Below are 17229 nucleotides of genomic sequence, written 5' to 3' on the forward strand. Positions count from 1 at the left end.
AAAATGTTAAAAGACTTGAGAATTATTGTTGAGAATAAGGCGTTAATTGTAAATCAAGAAAGTCTTGGTGAAATTAAGATTCCGACGTATTTGAGGGAGGAGCTTCAGAATCATATTCTAGCGAATAAGTTAAAGGTAAATCCATATTCATCTTACGCTAATACAAGCTCAACGAATTTCGCCTTATTTCCAAATCAAATGTATAGATTTGCGGTTGAATTACAGGATTTAGCTTTTGAGCTAAAAAAATATTTTGAATGTATTGACAGGTTTAGATCTAGCTCCGATATTATGTTGCTGTGCGATTCTAATAGACAAAAAATAATCGATAAAGTAGTAGATTCACAGGTATTCAAAGAGGATTTCGATGCTGACGATTACGATTTGTTTGCCGGATTTATTCAATTCAGTGATCAAAATAGCAAAAATGATGAGTTAAGGCTTGGTGGGAAATCAATTTTCAATGTAAATGGCGCTAAAAGAACTATACGGTCTAACGAGGATTGCTTTGGTTCTGTGCTGTTGACGCAAATTAATTTGCCGAATTCATCGTCAAGCATATTCGGTGATCTTGTTTATTCATTAACAGAAAATGTAGAGCTATATGATAAATTGAAAGGTTATTTTCTGTCTTCATATAAGAACATAGGGGAAAAAATTAGCTTAGTTGGTGAGGTTAGATTAGAGAAGCCTTTTCTACTTCTTGCAGGCATATCCGGTACAGGAAAAACCCGTTTTGTACGTGAACAAGCAAAATCTTCTGGGCAGCTGAGTGAAACCTATTGCCTAACTTCGGTAAGGCCTGACTGGCATGAGCCGAGTGATATACTGGGCTATATCTCGCGTCTTTCAAATTACGGTCAAGCGGAATATATCACTACAGACGTATTACAATTTATTGCCAAGGCGTGGCGTGGCATTGCTGACAAGGGCTTAGCAATTGAAGTGCAGGATTGCCCTAGGCAAGGCAAACGTTTGGTGGTGAGTGGCGATCGCACTGCGTTAACCGACGTGTTGCCGTATTGGTTGTGTTTAGATGAAATGAACCTTGCCCCCGTCGAGCAGTATTTTGCCGATTATTTGTCGGTGCTCGAAACGCGAGAATGGCTTTGGGAAGAGGATACTTTTATCTACTTCAGTGATGCCTTATTAAAGCCGGCAACGATTAACGCAGTGGCGGATAAGTCCAAACTAAGAGCTGATCTGGGCTTTGATTCGTCGGACTACGACGAGCTGTGGCAGTTGATTTGCGGGTATGGCTTAGCAATTCCATTTAATTTAATGGTCGCGGGCACTGTGAATATGGATGAAACGACTCATGGTTTTTCGCGTAAGGTGATTGACCGCGCATTGAGCGTTGATTTTGGCGCATTTTTTCCCAATAGCTACGATGATTTTTTGTCTGATCCGCCAGCCATCGTGCACAAAACCCTTAGCTACCCCATTTGGTCAGGTGCTAGAAATAGTGTCGTATTGCTAGATGCGACAGCTGATGTGAAGGGCATAAAATCCATCGCATTTTTAACGGCTGTAAATACGGTTTTAAAAAACACTCCGTTCGAATTGGCGTTCCGAGCACTGAATGAATTATTACTAGCCGTGATCAGCAGTCAGCCACAGAACGAACTCACCCTAAAAGCCGTGTGGGATGACTTTATGATGTGCAAAGTACTCCCTAGGATTGAAGGCGATAGCGACAAGCTGACAACGACAACAGGCGAGAATGTGTTGGCTGAGCTGAATAAGGTGTTGGCTGATCAGTTATCGCCTATCTGGAATGCGGACAAACATAATGATCAAGCTAATCAGCGACCAGACTTGTATCGCGAACAATCGGGCGCTGAGGATACTGCGGAAGAAGATAAAGTGCTGCGTATTGCGTGTCGTTCAAAAGGAAAATTGGCATGGATGAAGCAGCGCTTAGATAGCGCGACGTTCACGAGTTTTTGGCCATAACGCTAAAATAAAAGCAAAAGGAGTGGCTAGGAATGCCTGAGTTATTGCGATTGCAAACGCCTGATTTCGAATTTTCGGTTTGGGCTAATGACATTAGCGCTCGGGCGAAGGTATATCAGGCCACTGTGGAAAAAAGAGCGGGCTTAGCGCTTACCGGAGCCGACGATGAGGAAAATTTAAAACCTGAGCTACGCTTTGCGCCAGAGGTGAAACTGGTTGATATTGCAGTTATTGATATGCCGGACGATAGTTACGTGCAATCAGCGTTGGCGACGAGTGTCACCGCGCCTGAAAAACGTTCAACGCTTCCCTTGAATGCGTTTTTGTTTTTTGAAAATACCCAATATCAGTTTGAATGGGTTTTCTTTGGCGCCGTATCTGATGCCCGCATAGAACACCGTAGCCGAAGCATGAGCGAAGCATTTCGTTTTGTTAAGCAACGCGGCCCGCTTCCTGCGCGTTTAATAGGCTCCATTAATACCGGCAATGATGTTGGCTGGATGCGTTTACCGCTGTCTTTTGAGGAAGAGAGGAAAACGCACATACAGCATATTGCTTTTGAAGTGTTGCCGACGAAAATGGCGCTGCATCAAGACTTACCTGCCATGTATAGAACTATCGATTCTGTTTACCCTCTATGGCGCTTTAGTTTGGTTGAAAAAACCGAGCAAGATGCCGCAAGCAGTAAGCAGCGAGGTCACTTTCCGCTAATGTGGTTGGCTAACTTCGTCGCATTAAGATCGCGATTTGAGCTAGGCCTTAAAGTCATCTGCACGGCACCACACAGTCGGCTTCAACCCACGGTGGCCAATATTAAAGCGGCGAAGTTAAAAGGTCGTCTGCCCTACAAGCTGGGTGAGCAAGTTAAACAAGATTTTGCCAATGGCCAATATGACAAACGTTATCGACTAGAAAAAAAGCAACTGAGCGTAGATACGCCAGAAAATCGTTTTATTAAAATGGCGGTTAAGCGCAGTAAGCGGCAGTTGGCCGAATTTGAAGCCAAGCTGCGCGCAAGTAACAGAGCGCCAGAGCGGCAACGTTTATCGGATTCTTTTTTAAATGAGTTGCATAGCTGGCAACAGCCTCTGCAAAAGGTGTTGAATCAAAGCTTTTTAAAAGAGGTGGGCGCATACGGTGGGCTGAATCGTGAATCGTTGGTGCTACAACAAAAAACTGGTTACAGCGCGGTTTATCGCGTGTGGCAGGAGCTTAAATTTTACTTAGATGTGTTTGGCCGTCAGTCGAGCATTTCAATGAAATCGGTGGCTGAGATTTATGAAGTGTGGTGTTTTCTGTGTGTGAAAAATATTTTAGAACAGGACCTAGGCTTCATTTTAGTTGAAAATGGCGCTGCGGAATTGAAAGAAAATGGCCTTTTTGAATATAAATTTAGAGAGGATGGGTTGCGCGGTGCGTTTCGTTTTAAGCGCGCCGATGGCGTATTAGCAAGGCTGGCTCATGAGCCAACGTTCTCCAAAAAAAGTACCCCGATAAAAGCATTTTTAGTTGACCAAAAGCCCGATATTGTATTGGAGGTCACGCTGCCAAAAAATTCTGAATCTGACGAAGAAAAACAGTTTATTTGGCTCTTTGATGCCAAATACCGTATTAATGACGGCGAAGACAATACTTCTAAGACAGATTACGTGCCAAATGATGCCATTAACCAAATGCACCGTTACAGAGATGCTTTAATTCGCCTGTCGACACCGGTCAATGCGGTTTCAAGCGACCGAGCTAAGAAAAGTCGGCCTGTGTTTGGCGCGTTTGCATTATATCCCGGCTATTTTGATCAAGCCCAAGAGGCTAACCCTTACGAAGAGGCGATAGAAGAGGTTGGAATAGGCGCATTTGCGTTACTGCCCAGTCAAGCGGCAATTAATTACTGCGGCCATCAATGGCTGTCAGAATTTTTGCAGGCCCAGATCGGCACGGCTTCAAGTGTGAAGGCGGGGCAAGCCAATGATACTTTGTACCCAGTTGCTGGCATGGCAGAGCGGCAATATGTGAAAGAAGCTGCCCGTATTCCTTATTACGGAATGCGCCAAGTGCTGTATCCGGATTTGACACTAACGGCCGCGCTAGGAAACCTAACAGGTCGTAGTAAAAGCTACCTCGAAAATTTTGAGAACGGCACTGCTCAGTGGTATCACATAAAGCAAAAAGCGATTCATCAGCTAGAGGGGCAAATTGGCGCTCACATTGTGAACGAGGTTCGTTATTTAGCGTTGGCTTCGCCTTCGAAACAAATTCCGAGTACAAAGCAGATAGACAAGGTGTGGCCAGTAAAACGAGTATCCTTAATACCACGCTATGAAATAACTGAAAATCAGGCGGGAATGCAGTCTGGGTCGGATGAGTTGTACTACTTGTTTGAATTAGGTAAACCACTTACGTTACAACAGTCAGTAAACAATGTCCCTCTTCGGAAATTTTTACATTCAATGAAACTTACCACGATTTCACGGATAGAAAATGTCGTTAAATTTTCAGAGGTGGATGAAGTATATAAAAAAATTAAGGTGTGATGGATAAATTGAATAATAGGCTTATTTGGTTATTCATGAGAGATAGTGTTGAGTAGTTAAATCGTCTAGCTGCTATATTTAGGCGTAAAAAATTAAAAAATACACATTTTACAGTGCTCGTCACTAAGTAAAGCTGAGTTTTCCCGTAGAGCTAGATGGATAGCGCTTCCCTAAGTCTGAACACCACACTTTAATGCGCGTAAAAAAGAAAGAAATCACATTTTTATGCGCATTAAAGTGTAGCGGCTGGCGTTGTGGAGCACCCTGAATATATTTAACCTTATAATTTTAAAGGAAAAATATGAATTTCCCGAGGCGCGCTAGACCTATTCAATATTCTGAATTTGCTCCCGCATCTGTTCAATCAACACCTTTAACTCTACTGCAGCTTGTGTGCTTTCAGATACCACGGCTTTCGACGACAGGGTATTGGCTTCGCGGTTTAGCTCTTGCATTAAAAAGTCTAGGCGGCGGCCGCTGGCGCCGCCTTTGCTTAGCACGCGGCGCACTTCTTTTACGTGGGTGTCGAGGCGGTCGAGTTCTTCGTCTACATCGGCTTTTTGAGCGATTAGGGCAATTTCGGCTTCTAGGCGGTCTGGGTCGAGTTCGACTTGCAGTTCAGCAAGGCGTTGTTGTAGTTTTTCGCGCTGGGCGGTGACGATTGCTGGCATTTTGCTGCGGATGTCGGCGACGATGACGCTGATGCTATCGAGACGCTGGGTGATTAGCCCAGCTAAAGCCAAGCCTTCGCGCTCGCGATGAGCGATGTGTTCGGCAAGGGCTTGCTGAAAACCTTCGAGCAGTTGGCCGCTAATGGCGTCGCCGTCGACGCTTTGGGGTTCGAGCACGCCTGGCCAGCGCAATAATTCAAAAACATTGATGGGCGCGGCGTGGGCGATGTCTGATTTTAGCTTATTGGCGGCGTCGAGTATTTGACTGGCGAGCACATTGTTGAGTTGCAGTTCTTGCTGCTGGTTGTGCAGTTGGACCTTAAGGGCACATTCAACTTTGCCGCGCTGCAGGCCTTTGCGCAGGGCGTCGCGCAAGCTGGGTTCTAAATTGCGCCAGCTTTCCGGCAATTTGAAAGACAGTTCCAAGTAACGGTGATTGACTGAGCGCAGCTCCCAGGTGGCGCTGCCCCAAGGGTAGTCGGATTGCTGGTGGGCAAATGCGGTCATGCTGCTGGTAGTCAATGTCTTCCCCTTGGTGTTGATTAGAAACACCATTCTAAACTTTTTAGCCGGTTTCTTCAGCAGTGATTTGATTTGGCCGCGGGAGTTTGTCTGGGAGAAGTTTGGGGTGGGGATGGCTTGGCAGGTATAATCTGCGCCACTCTTTTGAATGCCAATGGAATTAAATGATGACACGACCCAGCGAGCGCGCCAGTGATGAGAAACGTCAGGTAACAATTACCCGCAATTACACCTGCCATGCCGAGGGCTCGGTGTTGATTGAAATGGGTAATACCAAGGTAATTTGCACTGCGTCGGTACAAAATAGCGTGCCGGGCTTTTTGCGTGGTTCTGGCCAGGGCTGGGTAACTGCGGAATACGGCATGCTGCCGCGCTCGACGGGTAGCCGTATGGATCGCGAGGCGGCGCGGGGCAAGCAGAGTGGCCGCACCCAAGAGATTCAGCGCTTAATTGGTCGCTCACTGCGCGCCTCCATTGATTTAACGATGTTGGGCGAGAATACGATTTACTTGGATTGCGATGTGATTCAGGCCGACGGTGGCACGCGCACTGCGTCTATCACTGGCGCCTATGTGGCGCTGGCCGATGCAATTGCCAGCCTGCAAAAGAAGGGTTTGGTTACTGGTAATCCGCTTCAGCAGCAAGTTGCTGCGATTTCGGTCGGGGTATACAAAGGTGTGCCGGTGCTGGACCTAGATTACGCCGAGGACTCCAACGCCGAAACCGATATGAATGTGGTGATGGATGATAAGGGCGGTGTTATAGAAGTGCAGGGCACCGCAGAGGGCGCAACCTTTAGCCGCGCCGAAATGAATGCAATGATGGATTTAGCCGAGAAGGGTATTGCGGAGCTAGTTGCGGCTCAGCGCGCGGCGCTGGCCTGAGTGGCGCAGAGAGCCCTTAAAATGGGCTCTCTGGCAATTCAAAGTCGTAATCCATAATAACGGGAGCGTGTTTGCCAAATTGCTGCACCTTGTAAATGGCGCCGTATTCAACGCGTGGCGTCATGTGCTCTGACGTAATTTGGTAGTCTACCCGCCAGCCGTTCTCGCCAGGCTTGCCGTCTGGCCACCAGCTAAACTCATCGGGATCGTTATTGATTAGACGGAACGCATCGGAGTACTGCTGCTCTCTGAACAGGCGATCCATCCACTGTTGTTCTTCGGCCAAGCTGCCGGGTTTGCCGTGATTGCCGCGAATATCCTGAATATCGATACCGCGATGGGCAATATTCCAATTGCCGCAAATAATGAAGTCGCGACGTTTATTGCGCACTTTGGTCAGGTGGTTGCCAAACTGCTCAAAGAATTGGTTTTTGCGGATTAAGCCGGCGCTGTCACCTTCTTCTGCGCTGGGCGCGAGTAAGCTACCAATACTGATATTGTCGAAGTCGGCCTGAATATAGAGGCCGTCCATATCAAAATCTAAAAACCCCAAGCCGGTCATGATGGCCTTGGGCAATTTGCGGCAGTAAATGGCCACGCCATTGTGCTTGCCGTCGGCGGCATCGAAGAAATAGGGATTGTAGTCGCGTGGGAAATACACATCGTCGCGAAGTTTGTATTCGGCGATACCCAAGTTCTGAATGCAGATAATGTCGGCATCCTGTTTGGTGACCCAGTCGAAGAAGCCTTTTTTTGCAGCATCTACAATGCTGTCAGCGCAAAAGCTGATGATTCTCATGTGTTTCCTATCGTGTCGATAACGAGGCCGTGGTGACCAAGCTTTTAGCGTAGCGCTAAGAACTTATAGCGAGTAAATACGCCAAACCTTAATGCAAAAGTGGCGTTCAGCAATAGAGTGGCTGATTTTTCGATATAAACAAGGCGTTAGACTACAATGAAACCCTATTGACAACAATCGCGGCAAGAAATATCTGTTAAAAAACACTGGATTGATCGCAGTTGCGGGGATATTTCCGAGCAAAATGTGTCATAGGTGAGGTTTTTGCAGGAGCTGGGTAAAATGGGTGTCTATATTTTAATCTCTTTGGCTATTGGACGTATAAATGAGTATTAAGCATTATCAGCAGCAATTTATTCAGCAGGCAATCAAAAGTGAAGCGCTGTGTTTTGGTGAGTTTACCCTTAAATCTGGTCGCGTTAGCCCCTACTTCTTCAATGCGGGCCGGTTTTGCAGCGGTGCTGCACTGGCGGCGCTGGGCCGTTGCTACGCTGACGCGATTGTAGCCTCTGGTGTGCAGTTTGATGTGTTGTTTGGTCCCGCTTACAAGGGTATTTCACTGGCGGCAGTGACCGCCTGCGCACTGGCTGAGCATCATCAGCGCGATGTGCCCTATGTGTATAACCGCAAAGAAAAGAAAGATCACGGCGAGGGTGGCACCTTGGTGGGCGCACCGCTAAGTGGCCGTGTTTTGATTATTGATGATGTGATCACCGCCGGTACCGCTATTCGCGAAGCGATTGCCATGATTACCGCCGAGGGTGCTGCGGTGGCGGGGGTTGCGATTGGTTTAGATCGCCAGGAGCGCGGCCAAGGCGAGCGCTCGGCAATTCAGGAGCTAGAGCAGGACGCTAATTTGGCGGTGGTGAGTATTGTTGGGTTAAAAGATATTGTCGCCTATTTGTCTGAGTCGGCCGGTGATGATGAGCTGGTTGCACGTATCAATGCGTATCGCGAACGCTATGGCGTTGCGATATAAATACTGTCATAAGTGAAATAGTATTTATAGGGAGATAGCTACACCGTGATCGCAGCTCGGGTTTTATTGCCGCTAGTCTTGTGCTGGTCTGGCCTGTTTGCGATTCAGGCTAATGCCCAGAGCATTTACTATCGTTATCCGGGCCCCGATGGTTCGGTGGTCATTGACAGCAGCGTACCCCCCAATGCGGTTCCCCGTGGTTACGACATTATTCGTTTAGATGGCACCGTGGTGAAAACTGTTGCGCCGAAAATGAGTGATGAGGAGCGCAAAGCCCACGAATTGGAGTTTGGCGTTGAAGAAGCGCGGGCTGCCGCAGATGAGAAAACCCGCAAATGGGATGAGTCCTTGTTATTGCGTTATAGCAATGTGCAGGATATCGATGTCGCCAAAAAGCGTGCGATTAATGATATTAAAGTGCGGATCTCTATACTTAAAAGTAATCTGTCGATCATTAAACAGCAGGTTTATAGTAACCAAGGCGAAGCGGCTGAGCTTGAGCGTCGCGGCCTTGCGGTGCCGAGTGAGCTAGTTGATACCTTGGCGTCACTGCGCCGCGAAATTACCACCACAGAACAACATATTACGTCTCGCCAAGAAGAGCTTGAAGAGGTTGCTAATAATTATGAGCGGGACAAGCGCCGTTTCGCCGACCTGCAAGGGCAGGTTGATTTACGGCGCAATTACTACGCCAAGCCGAAAAAATAACTGCTTTAATCGACTACAGATTCAGCCCTTAGCGAAAAATGGTTTCACTGAGCAGTTGCCACTGCTCGTCCCAGTCGGCGGTGGGTAGACGTTTAAAATCGCTGCGCACAAATTGACCTATGCGGCCTTCGGCGGTGGCAATCAGTAAATTCGCGGTGCTGTTGGCGGTGATGCGAGTGCGAAGCCCTTCGCGGATCTCGGCCTCGCGCAGAATTTGTTTAAGCTGAGTTTCTAAGCGGTCGTAAAACTGCACCACCCTGCTGCGCAGGCGCTCGTTCTCGCCGGCCAGCGCGTCACCATTAAATATCCGAGTAATGCCGGGATTGCGCTCGGTGAAGGCCAGCAGCAGCTGGAGGATCTTGGCAATTTGTGCCAGCGCCTGGGCTTCTTCGCCGAGAATCAGGGTGACACGGCTGAATATGGCGTCCTCAACAAACTCAATTAAGCCCTCGAACATTTTGGCCTTGCTCGGAAAGTGCCTGTACAGCGCGGCCTCCGACACCCCGACTTGCGCCGCTAATTTGGCGGTGGTAATGCGGGTGCCGGGCTGGCTTTCGAGCATGGTGGCTAAAGCTTGCAGAATTTCTTCGCGTCGTGAAGGACGTTTATTCATACGGTATAAATAACCTTGTGGTGCTGAGCTTAGTGCTAATGGATTTAGTCGAGCATACTTTGGGTGTTGGTAATCAGTGTGCCGACACCGGTATTGGTGAAAATTTCTAGCAACACGGCGTGGGGCACGCGACCGTCAATGATATGGGCGCTGGTGACGCCGGCATTGACGGCAGAGAGTGCGCAGCCAATTTTCGGCAGCATACCGCCGTAGATTGTGCCGTCGGCAATCAAGGCGTCGACTTGTTCGGTGCTCAAGCCGGTTAAGACCTTACCAGACTTGTCCATCAGGCCTTCAATATTGGTGAGCAGCATCAGTTTCTCGGCCTTGAGCACTTCGGCGACTTTGCCGGCAACTAAGTCGGCATTGATGTTGTAAGACGCGCCATCTGCACCGACGCCAATGGGCGCAATGACCGGAATAAAGTCGCTGTTAACCAGCATATCCAATACTTCGGTGTTGATCGATTCAACCTCGCCAACATGGCCAATGTCGATGATTTCGGTTTTTGCAAGGTCGGGGGTGCGCTGAGTTACTTTGAGTTTTTTGGCGCGGATAAGCTGACCATCTTTGCCGGTTAGGCCTATTGCCTTGCCGCCGTTGCGGTTGAGCAGCGACACAATCTCTTTATTCACCGAGCCGCCCAAGACCATTTCAACCACGTCCATGGTGGCGGTGTCGGTAACGCGCATGCCGTCAACAAAATGTGACTCAATGGCCAGGCGCTTGAGCAGGTCGCCAATTTGCGGGCCGCCACCGTGCACTACAATCGGGTTCATACCAACCAGCTTCATGAGTACGATGTCGCGTGCAAACTGCTCTTTGAGCTTGTCGTCGACCATGGCGTTGCCGCCAAACTTCACTACGATGGTTTTGTTAGTGAAACGCTGAATATAGGGAAGGGCTTCGGTTAGTACGCGGGCAACATCCCCAGCGGCGGTGCGACTCATAGACATGGTGAAATCTCGTGCGGTCGGTGGCGAAAAAAGACGCCTATTAAAGACTATCTGCCAGCTCGGGATCAATCCTTGCTAGCAAATCCTTGAAATCATTTTTGATTCGGCTCAGTGCCGCCTCACTGTCTGCTTCAAAGCGCAAGGTAATGGCGGGGCCGGTGTTTGAGGCGCGAATCAGGCCCCAGCCGTGGCGGAAGTCGACCCGCAAGCCATCAATTTCGGTCAGCGTGACTTCAGTAAAGGCTTGATTTTCTGCAAAGGTCTCGACAATCGCGAATTTGCGATCCTCGGCCACTGGTATAATTATTTCGGGGCTGCTAAGCAGGCTAGTTTGGCTGCCCAGAGCCTCATCCATGGTGCGACCGGACAAGGTAAGAACTTCGAGCAGGCGGGCAGCGGTGTACATGCCGTCGTCAAAGCCGTACCAGCGCTCTTTGAAAAAGATGTGGCCTGAAAACTCGCCGCCCAGTAGCGCGCCGGTCTCGCTCATTTTGCGCTTCATATAAGAGTGGCCGCACTTCCACATAGTGGGGCGCCCGCCGTGCTCAATAATCAAGTTTGGCAGTAGTCGCGAGCATTTAACGTCAAATAAAATTTCGGCGCCGGGGTTGCGTTCAACCATGTCTTTGGCCAAAACCATCATTAATTTGTCGGCAAGAGGACACTCGCCCTTGGCGCTGACTATCGCGACTCGATCACCGTCGCCATCAAAGGCAATGCCAATATCGGCATGGTGTTCGGCTACTGCTTCTCGCAGTGCGGCGAGGTTTTCGTAAATCGTTGGATCTGGCGCGTGATTGGGGAAGTTGCCGTCGGTTTCGCAAAACAGCGGAATCACTTCGCAGCCGAGCTCTTCGAATAGGGCGGGGGCGATATGGGCGGTGGCGCCATTGCCGGCGTCAATCACCACTTTAAGAGTTTGGGCTATCACCACATCGCCGCAGATCCGGTCGATATAACGCTGCTCGATGCTGTCGTTAGTTAAATTGCCCTCGCCCTGTTCAAAGTCTTGCGCATCTATGCGGTGACGCAGCTGCTGTATGTCTTTGCCGCTTAGGCTTTGAAACTCTAGGCTGATTTTCATGCCATTGTATTGGCTGGGGTTGTGGCTGCCGGTAATCATGATGGCGTTGCCAATGTTCAGGTACTGGCAGGCGTAGTGCAGCATTGGCGTGGCGATTAAGCCAAGATCGACCACATCGACACCACTGCTAAGCAGCCCCGATACCAGCGCCTCTCGAATCCGAGGGCTGCTCAAGCGGCCGTCGCGGCCGAGTAAGATTTTACTTTGGCCACGGCTCAGAGCCTCGCTGGCTACCGCGCGGCCGATGGCGACGCAGCTATTATCGTCGAGCTCGGTGTCTGCTATGCCGCGAATGTCGTAGGCCCTAAAACAATTGGTGGATATTTTTGGGGCTTTGGCGGAACGGCCTTGCTGAAGTTCGGCCAGCGGTGGCGCGCTGTCTGGTGCGGGGAAGTTGTCTTGATGGCTGGCGGTGCGGCTGCGGTTGGCCGCTAACTTTTGGGCTAAAGCTTGCTCAAGGTTTAGGGCTTCTGATTCGATCTTGTCGACAGGGGCTTTTTTAGCCGCGGGCTGAGCTGGGCTGGGTAGGCGGTAGCCGCGAACAAAAAACACGGCGTGACTGGCCGCGATAATAGCGACGCAAAGCACGCAGATCAGCCACAGCAAGGTGGTGTCTGAGCGCAGCGTCTGCACTGTTTGCGTCTGTGGGTAAACCTGTAAAGTCCAGCCTGGCACTGAAAGCACACGGCTTTGCATGGCTTCGGCGTATTCTGTGCTAGCGGGGCGAATTACGGTGTCGCGCCGCGTTTTATAGCTTTGGATCAGCTCATTGTTTACGGTGTTGCCAGCAATATTACTGAGCATTTTTTCAAAATACTTGGCGCTAAAGGTAACCAAAATGGCGCCGCGCTTATCGACTTTGGCAACAAAGGAAATCAGCCAGCTGTCGTTGTGGCTATAGGCTTCAATAATCGTATTGTCGCCACTAACACTTTTGCGCAGCATGTCGATTTCAATATTATTGCGCAGGCGGTTTGTTTCGCTGCGTTCGTCGGCAATTCCCTGGGGGCCGAGGAGTATGATTTTACTGTCGACGGCCTCTGGAAACGCGCGCTGTAAGCTTTGCTCAAAGTTGTCGCGGGCACTGCGGTCATTGGCGGCGAGCGCTTTGCTCAGCTCACTATTGTTCGCTTGGTGCTGAATGCGAGTGCTGAGCTGGGCAATGGCCTCGCGAATGATTACGCGCTGGTGGTCGGCGCTGCTCGCCGTTACCGTATTAATGCGCTGGGTTAGCGCCCGAGGCTCTTCAAAATTCTGAATCCAGTAAAACGCCGCCACCACGCAGCCAATACTGAAAATAGCTGAGATGACAATGTCGCGTTGAAAAGCGGATAAGCGCGATGCCTTTTTAATCTTGTGCGGAATTTTAGTCGAGGCCTTTTTAGTCATCGCAGCTGTGGTGTCGTCCTGATCGAATTTAGACTCATAATGGAAGGCTCTTGGCAGCCTGTCTAGTTTTCTGCACTAAGAAATCGCTGCGCAATCAAGGTGATCAACTGCGCCGCTAATTGCCGCTTGCCCATTTGCGCTATGGTTTGATTACCGGTGGGCCACAGCACAGTTACCGCATTGTCGTTAGCATTAAAGCCGATGCTGGTGTTGGCGACATCGTTGGCGACGATCATATCAAGGTTTTTGCGCTCTAGCTTGTCTTTGGCGTAACGCAGCAGATCCTGTGTTTCGGCGGCAAAACCCACTGTGAATGGGCGCTGTGGATGACTGGCCACGGCGCTAACAATATCGGGGTTGCGCACCAGTTCTATGCGCATACTGTCATCGGTTTTCTTGATTTTTTGCTCGGCGCAATTTGCTGGCCGATAATCCGCAACGGCGGCGCAGGCGATAAACACTTGGCACTGCCCCATTTCGGCCATCGCTGCATCGTGCATATCTGAGGCGCTGACCACATCTATTCGCTTAACGCGCTCTGGGCAGGCTAGGTTCGTGGGGCCGCTGATTAAACTTACTCTGGCGCCAGCATCGGCGGCGGCGCTGGCCAGTGCGTAACCCATCTTGCCGGAGCTGTGGTTGCTAATATAGCGCACGGGGTCAATTGCTTCGCGAGTTGGGCCGGCGGTAATGGTCAGGTGAATTCCGTCCAGCAGGCGGCTGTTAAACAGGCTTGCGCAGCGTTCGGCCAGCTCTTCTGCCTCTAGCATACGACCGGGACCGATATCGCCGCAGGCTTGCTCTCCGGCGGCGGGGCCAAATAGGTGGATTTTGCGTTTTTGCAGGGTATCGACATTGGCTTGAGTCGCCGCGTCTCGCCACATGCCCTGGTTCATCGCGGGCGCGAGGGCAATGGGCGCAGGCGTGGCCAAACATAAGGTGGTGAGTAAGTCATCGCCGCGGCCGTTGACAAGCCTAGCTATAAAGTCGGCACTGGCGGGGGCGATCAGAATCAGGTCGGCCCAGCGCGCCAATTCGATATGGCCCATACCCGCTTCTGCGGCGGGGTCGAGCAAGGTGGTATGCACCGGGTTGCCAGACAGTGCCTGTAAGGTGAGTGGCGTAATGAATTCCATCGCGGCGGCGGTCATGACCACCCGCACATCGGCGCCGTGGTCTTTGAGGCGGCGGATCAGCTCGGCGCTTTTATAGGCGGCAATGCCACCGCTCACGCCAAGTAAAATATGTCTATTGCTCAGTTGTTTCATATTGCCATTCGTCATCGCTGAGGTTGGCGGTATTATGAGGCTTATCGGCGCTGGCTACTACCTGCGCTGTTATAAGTGCTACTCCCAGTGGGGGATTTTCACCAAGGAGGGTGATATGGCGATTAGGGATTGGCCTGCAGATGAGCGGCCTCGAGAAAAGCTCTTGCAGCGGGGCGCAGCGGCATTGGCCGACGCGGAGCTGTTGGCGATATTTTTGCGCACTGGCGTTAAAGGCAAGTCTGCGGTGGATTTGGCGCGGGAGCTGTTGGTTGAACACGGTGGCTTAAGTGCGCTGATGGCCGCGAGCCAAGAGCGCTTTTGCCGTTCTCACGGCTTGGGCGATGCTAAGTTTGTGCAGCTGCAGGCGGTGGTAGAGATGTCGCGGCGCTATTTGGCCGAGGAATTGCGTCAGCGGCCAGTGTTTGCAAGTGCGGCCGCCACCCGCCAATTCCTACTGGCCCAGCTGCGCCAAGAGGTCCGCGAGGTCTTTGCGGTCTTGTACCTCGATAACCAGCACGGCTTGCTCTTATACGAGCCGCTGTTCTATGGGACAATTGATGGCGCTGCGGTGTACCCGCGGGAAATTGCGCGCCGCGCCCTAGAGCTGCACGCGGCGGCGTTGATCGTGGCCCATAATCACCCCTCGGGGGTGGCGGAACCCAGCGATGCGGATGTGCGGATCACCAAAAGGATTCGTGAGGCCTTGGCACTGCTAGATATCCGCCTGTTAGACCACTGTGTGGTGGCGGGTCCAGAAGTGATTTCGCTGGCGGAGCGGGGCTTGGTCTGAGTAAAATTTTACAGTAAAACTTGCTTGCGCCGACTCCTTCTGGTATAAAGTCGCGCTCCATTTGGGCCGTGTCCGGGATTCACATCTTCTTAGGACTCCCGAGTATAGGTAAACGCGCGGCGGCCCGGTTTGAACCTGATTTTATAAACCTTTTGCACCGCGCAGGCGGATTAAGGTTGAAGAGGCGACTATCATGTCTAGAGTATGTCAAGTTACTGGCAAGCGTCCGGTAACCGGAAACAATGTATCACACGCAAAAAACCGCACTCGTCGTCGTTTTTTGCCAAACCTGCACAGCCACCGTTTTTGGGTTGAAGCAGAGAAGCGTTTTGTTACTTTGCGCGTTTCTAGCAAAGGCATGCGTATTATTGACAAAAAGGGTATCGAGGTCGTTTTAGCTGACCTTAGCGCCCGTGGCGAAAAATTCTAAGGAGTCTGCTCATGGCTAAGAAAGGCGCAAGCGACAAAATCCGTCTGGTTTCCAGCGCGGGTACTGGTCACTTCTACACGACCACCAAGAACAAGCGTAATACTCCGGATAAATTTGAGTTTTCAAAATACGATCCAGTAGTACGTAAGCACGTGATGTACAAAGAAGCTAAAATCAAGTAACTGCTATTTAAGCAGCTTTGGTTTCCAGCATTCGTAAAAAAACCGCGCCTAGCGCGGTTTTTTTATTGCCGCCATATTGTGGCTAGCTAGCTGCTATTAGTTGACGACCTGCAGATTGTCTTCAACATCGCTGACGTGGTCAAAGCCCTTGGCAATCTCAATGGCGAGATCGTGGGCGGTGTCGCTTTTAACGGTGCCGGTGAGCTTCACCTTGCCGTTTTTGGTGTCGACATCAATGGCGGTGGCTTCGATGTCATCGTTGGCTGCATACTTGATGTTAATTCCCGCCGTAGTGTTCAGGTCATGCCAAGTGCGGCTGAAATTTTGGCCAGCGCGTGCGGTTTTGCTGGTGTAGTTAGGGTCTACGTTGAGCTCGTTGTTAACCGACTTAACCCCTTCGACATTCTCCGCAATTTTGCCTGCCAAGTCTTTTTCAATCTCACTGTTCACCGTACCTGTTAACAGCACTTTAGACTTGTCGACCTTGGTGTCTATTTCAAAGTTGTTAAGTTCGCTGTTAAGCATGAGCGCAGTTTCTATTTTGCCATCTAGCCACGCATCATTGGTTTTACCCTGCCAGTCGTTGGCGAGTACGGGAGTAATACTAATAGTAGAAAGAACAATGGCACTCGCTAATGTCTTTTTAATAGTCATATTTTTCTCCATAAAATTCGACGCTTAAAAATCCAAAAATATTGAATTTAATTCAGGCCTTAAGATACTTTCTTTTTTAGCTCATTAAATTTCTTTTCGGCTTCGTCTTTGGCGATGCCGTAGCGCTCTTGGATAACGCCAATAAAGTGATCGTTATTGGCCTGCGCTTGCTCGATTTCGTCATCAGTTAAATCAGCCCATTTTTCTTTAATCTGAGCTTTCAACTGTTTCCATTTACCTTCTGCAATATCCTGATTCATAACGTACTCCTCTTGATGAAATAAATATTTCATTTTTAAAAATGAAATATTTTTAAAGGCGAGGCGGTTTGCCCCGCAGTGCCTGCATTAGCATTGATATAACAAGTAATGCTAAGAAAACAAAAAACAAAATTTTGGCAATGCCTGTTGCCGCGCCAGCTATGCCGCCGAAACCCAGCGCGGCAGAGATAAGGGCAACGATAAAGAAAATCAGTGACCATCCCAGCATATTGACTCCGTATTTTGCAGTGTTGTTAGTAGTTATGTTGCTAACAGTAGTAATTCTGACCGTGTATTGGCGCTTAGTTCAAAAATTTATTTTTAAAATAATAATAAAAAACTTAATAAGCTTGATGCTGTCAACACGCATACCGCAATTATTAATATGGGAGAATGAATATGGAAAACGCAAATGTAGCGAGCAATTCATCCCGCGGATTCAAATCCGAAGTGCATCAAAGTTTAAGCTGCTAACGCAGCCCTATGTTCATCCATTAATTCACCTGGATTTTTGAATCCCAGTTTTTTTCTTGGACGAGAATTTAGTTTATTT

17 protein-coding genes are annotated in these 17229 nt (G+C 49.7%); 8 read left to right on the forward strand and 9 right to left on the reverse strand.

The window, feature by feature from the left end:
* Positions 1 to 3: 3 nt before the first annotated feature.
* Positions 4 to 1956 (forward strand): McrB family protein, encoded by a 1953-nt coding sequence (locus AB4876_RS13325; protein WP_368382277.1) that lies wholly within the window; start codon positions 4 to 6, stop codon positions 1954 to 1956.
* Positions 1957 to 2162: 206 nt separating this feature from the next.
* Complete coding sequence (locus AB4876_RS13330; RefSeq protein WP_368382279.1) at positions 2163 to 4487, forward strand: DUF2357 domain-containing protein; 2325 nt, start codon at positions 2163 to 2165, stop codon at positions 4485 to 4487.
* 326 nt (positions 4488 to 4813) lie between these two features.
* On the opposite strand, the gene AB4876_RS13335 is transcribed toward AB4876_RS13330, so the two are convergent.
* A complete protein-coding gene (locus tag AB4876_RS13335; protein WP_008252763.1) occupies positions 4814 to 5665 on the reverse strand; it encodes a YicC/YloC family endoribonuclease in 852 nt (283 codons plus the stop codon).
* Positions 5666 to 5847: 182 nt separating this feature from the next.
* Here AB4876_RS13335 and rph point away from each other — a divergent pair, with 182 nt between their 5' ends.
* Complete coding sequence (rph, locus tag AB4876_RS13340; RefSeq protein ID WP_368382282.1) at positions 5848 to 6564, forward strand: ribonuclease PH; 717 nt, start codon at positions 5848 to 5850, stop codon at positions 6562 to 6564.
* Between the two features lie 16 nt (positions 6565 to 6580).
* Here rph and AB4876_RS13345 read toward each other — a convergent pair whose 3' ends face one another.
* Positions 6581 to 7363: an exodeoxyribonuclease III gene (locus tag AB4876_RS13345; protein WP_008252742.1), complete on the reverse strand. Its 783-nt coding sequence runs from the start codon at positions 7361 to 7363 to the stop codon at positions 6581 to 6583.
* 325 nt (positions 7364 to 7688) lie between these two features.
* On the opposite strand from AB4876_RS13345, the gene pyrE reads away from it, so the two are divergent.
* Together pyrE and AB4876_RS13355 are read left to right on the forward strand one after the other, a co-directional pair.
* Complete coding sequence (gene pyrE / locus AB4876_RS13350; RefSeq protein WP_008252741.1) at positions 7689 to 8342, forward strand: orotate phosphoribosyltransferase; 654 nt, start codon at positions 7689 to 7691, stop codon at positions 8340 to 8342.
* Positions 8343 to 8387: 45 nt separating this feature from the next.
* Complete coding sequence (locus AB4876_RS13355; protein WP_368382284.1) at positions 8388 to 9050, forward strand: hypothetical protein; 663 nt, start codon at positions 8388 to 8390, stop codon at positions 9048 to 9050.
* A gap of 28 nt (positions 9051 to 9078) precedes the next feature.
* Here AB4876_RS13355 and slmA read toward each other — a convergent pair whose 3' ends face one another.
* The 4 genes from slmA to coaBC all read right to left on the reverse strand — a co-directional run bounded on the left by slmA (position 9079) and on the right by coaBC (position 14360).
* A complete protein-coding gene (slmA, locus tag AB4876_RS13360; protein ID WP_008252739.1) occupies positions 9079 to 9663 on the reverse strand; it encodes a nucleoid occlusion factor SlmA in 585 nt (194 codons plus the stop codon).
* Between the two features lie 44 nt (positions 9664 to 9707).
* Complete coding sequence (gene argB, locus AB4876_RS13365; RefSeq protein WP_008252737.1) at positions 9708 to 10619, reverse strand: acetylglutamate kinase; 912 nt, start codon at positions 10617 to 10619, stop codon at positions 9708 to 9710.
* A gap of 40 nt (positions 10620 to 10659) precedes the next feature.
* The gene (locus tag AB4876_RS13370) at positions 10660 to 13092 is read right to left on the reverse strand and encodes a phosphomannomutase/phosphoglucomutase (RefSeq protein ID WP_368382287.1); all 2433 of its coding nucleotides are present in this window, start codon (positions 13090 to 13092) and stop codon (positions 10660 to 10662) included.
* Between the two features lie 62 nt (positions 13093 to 13154).
* The gene (gene coaBC / locus AB4876_RS13375) at positions 13155 to 14360 is read right to left on the reverse strand and encodes a bifunctional phosphopantothenoylcysteine decarboxylase/phosphopantothenate--cysteine ligase CoaBC (RefSeq protein ID WP_368382288.1); all 1206 of its coding nucleotides are present in this window, start codon (positions 14358 to 14360) and stop codon (positions 13155 to 13157) included.
* Positions 14361 to 14475: 115 nt separating this feature from the next.
* Between coaBC and radC the strand changes: the two genes are divergently transcribed.
* The 3 genes from radC to rpmG all read left to right on the forward strand — a co-directional run bounded on the left by radC (position 14476) and on the right by rpmG (position 15762).
* The gene (gene radC, locus AB4876_RS13380) at positions 14476 to 15150 is read left to right on the forward strand and encodes a RadC family protein (protein ID WP_368382289.1); all 675 of its coding nucleotides are present in this window, start codon (positions 14476 to 14478) and stop codon (positions 15148 to 15150) included.
* A 193-nt stretch (positions 15151 to 15343) separates the two neighbouring features.
* On the forward strand, positions 15344 to 15580 hold the full coding sequence (gene rpmB / locus AB4876_RS13385; RefSeq protein ID WP_008252730.1) for a 50S ribosomal protein L28: 237 nt from the start codon (positions 15344 to 15346) through the stop codon (positions 15578 to 15580).
* Between the two features lie 11 nt (positions 15581 to 15591).
* A complete protein-coding gene (gene rpmG, locus AB4876_RS13390) occupies positions 15592 to 15762 on the forward strand; it encodes a 50S ribosomal protein L33 (RefSeq protein WP_008252729.1) in 171 nt (56 codons plus the stop codon).
* Positions 15763 to 15858: 96 nt separating this feature from the next.
* Here rpmG and AB4876_RS13395 read toward each other — a convergent pair whose 3' ends face one another.
* From AB4876_RS13395 to AB4876_RS13405, 3 genes are read right to left on the reverse strand one after another with little or no spacing between them, the layout of a single operon-like run.
* Positions 15859 to 16416 carry a BON domain-containing protein gene (locus AB4876_RS13395; RefSeq protein ID WP_368382290.1) on the reverse strand — a complete coding sequence of 186 codons (558 nt, stop codon included), beginning with the start codon at positions 16414 to 16416 and terminating at the stop codon, positions 15859 to 15861.
* A 59-nt stretch (positions 16417 to 16475) separates the two neighbouring features.
* Positions 16476 to 16676, reverse strand: a complete 201-nt coding sequence (locus AB4876_RS13400; RefSeq protein WP_008252727.1) for a CsbD family protein — start codon at positions 16674 to 16676, stop codon at positions 16476 to 16478.
* 52 nt (positions 16677 to 16728) lie between these two features.
* On the reverse strand, positions 16729 to 16905 hold the full coding sequence (locus AB4876_RS13405) for a DUF1328 domain-containing protein (RefSeq protein ID WP_301028686.1): 177 nt from the start codon (positions 16903 to 16905) through the stop codon (positions 16729 to 16731).
* Positions 16906 to 17229: the final 324 nt, after the last annotated feature.

The sequence above is a fragment of the Zhongshania guokunii genome (genome assembly GCF_040892635.1).
In the GTDB taxonomy this organism is placed as follows: Bacteria; Pseudomonadota; Gammaproteobacteria; order Pseudomonadales; family Spongiibacteraceae; genus Spongiibacter; species Spongiibacter guokunii.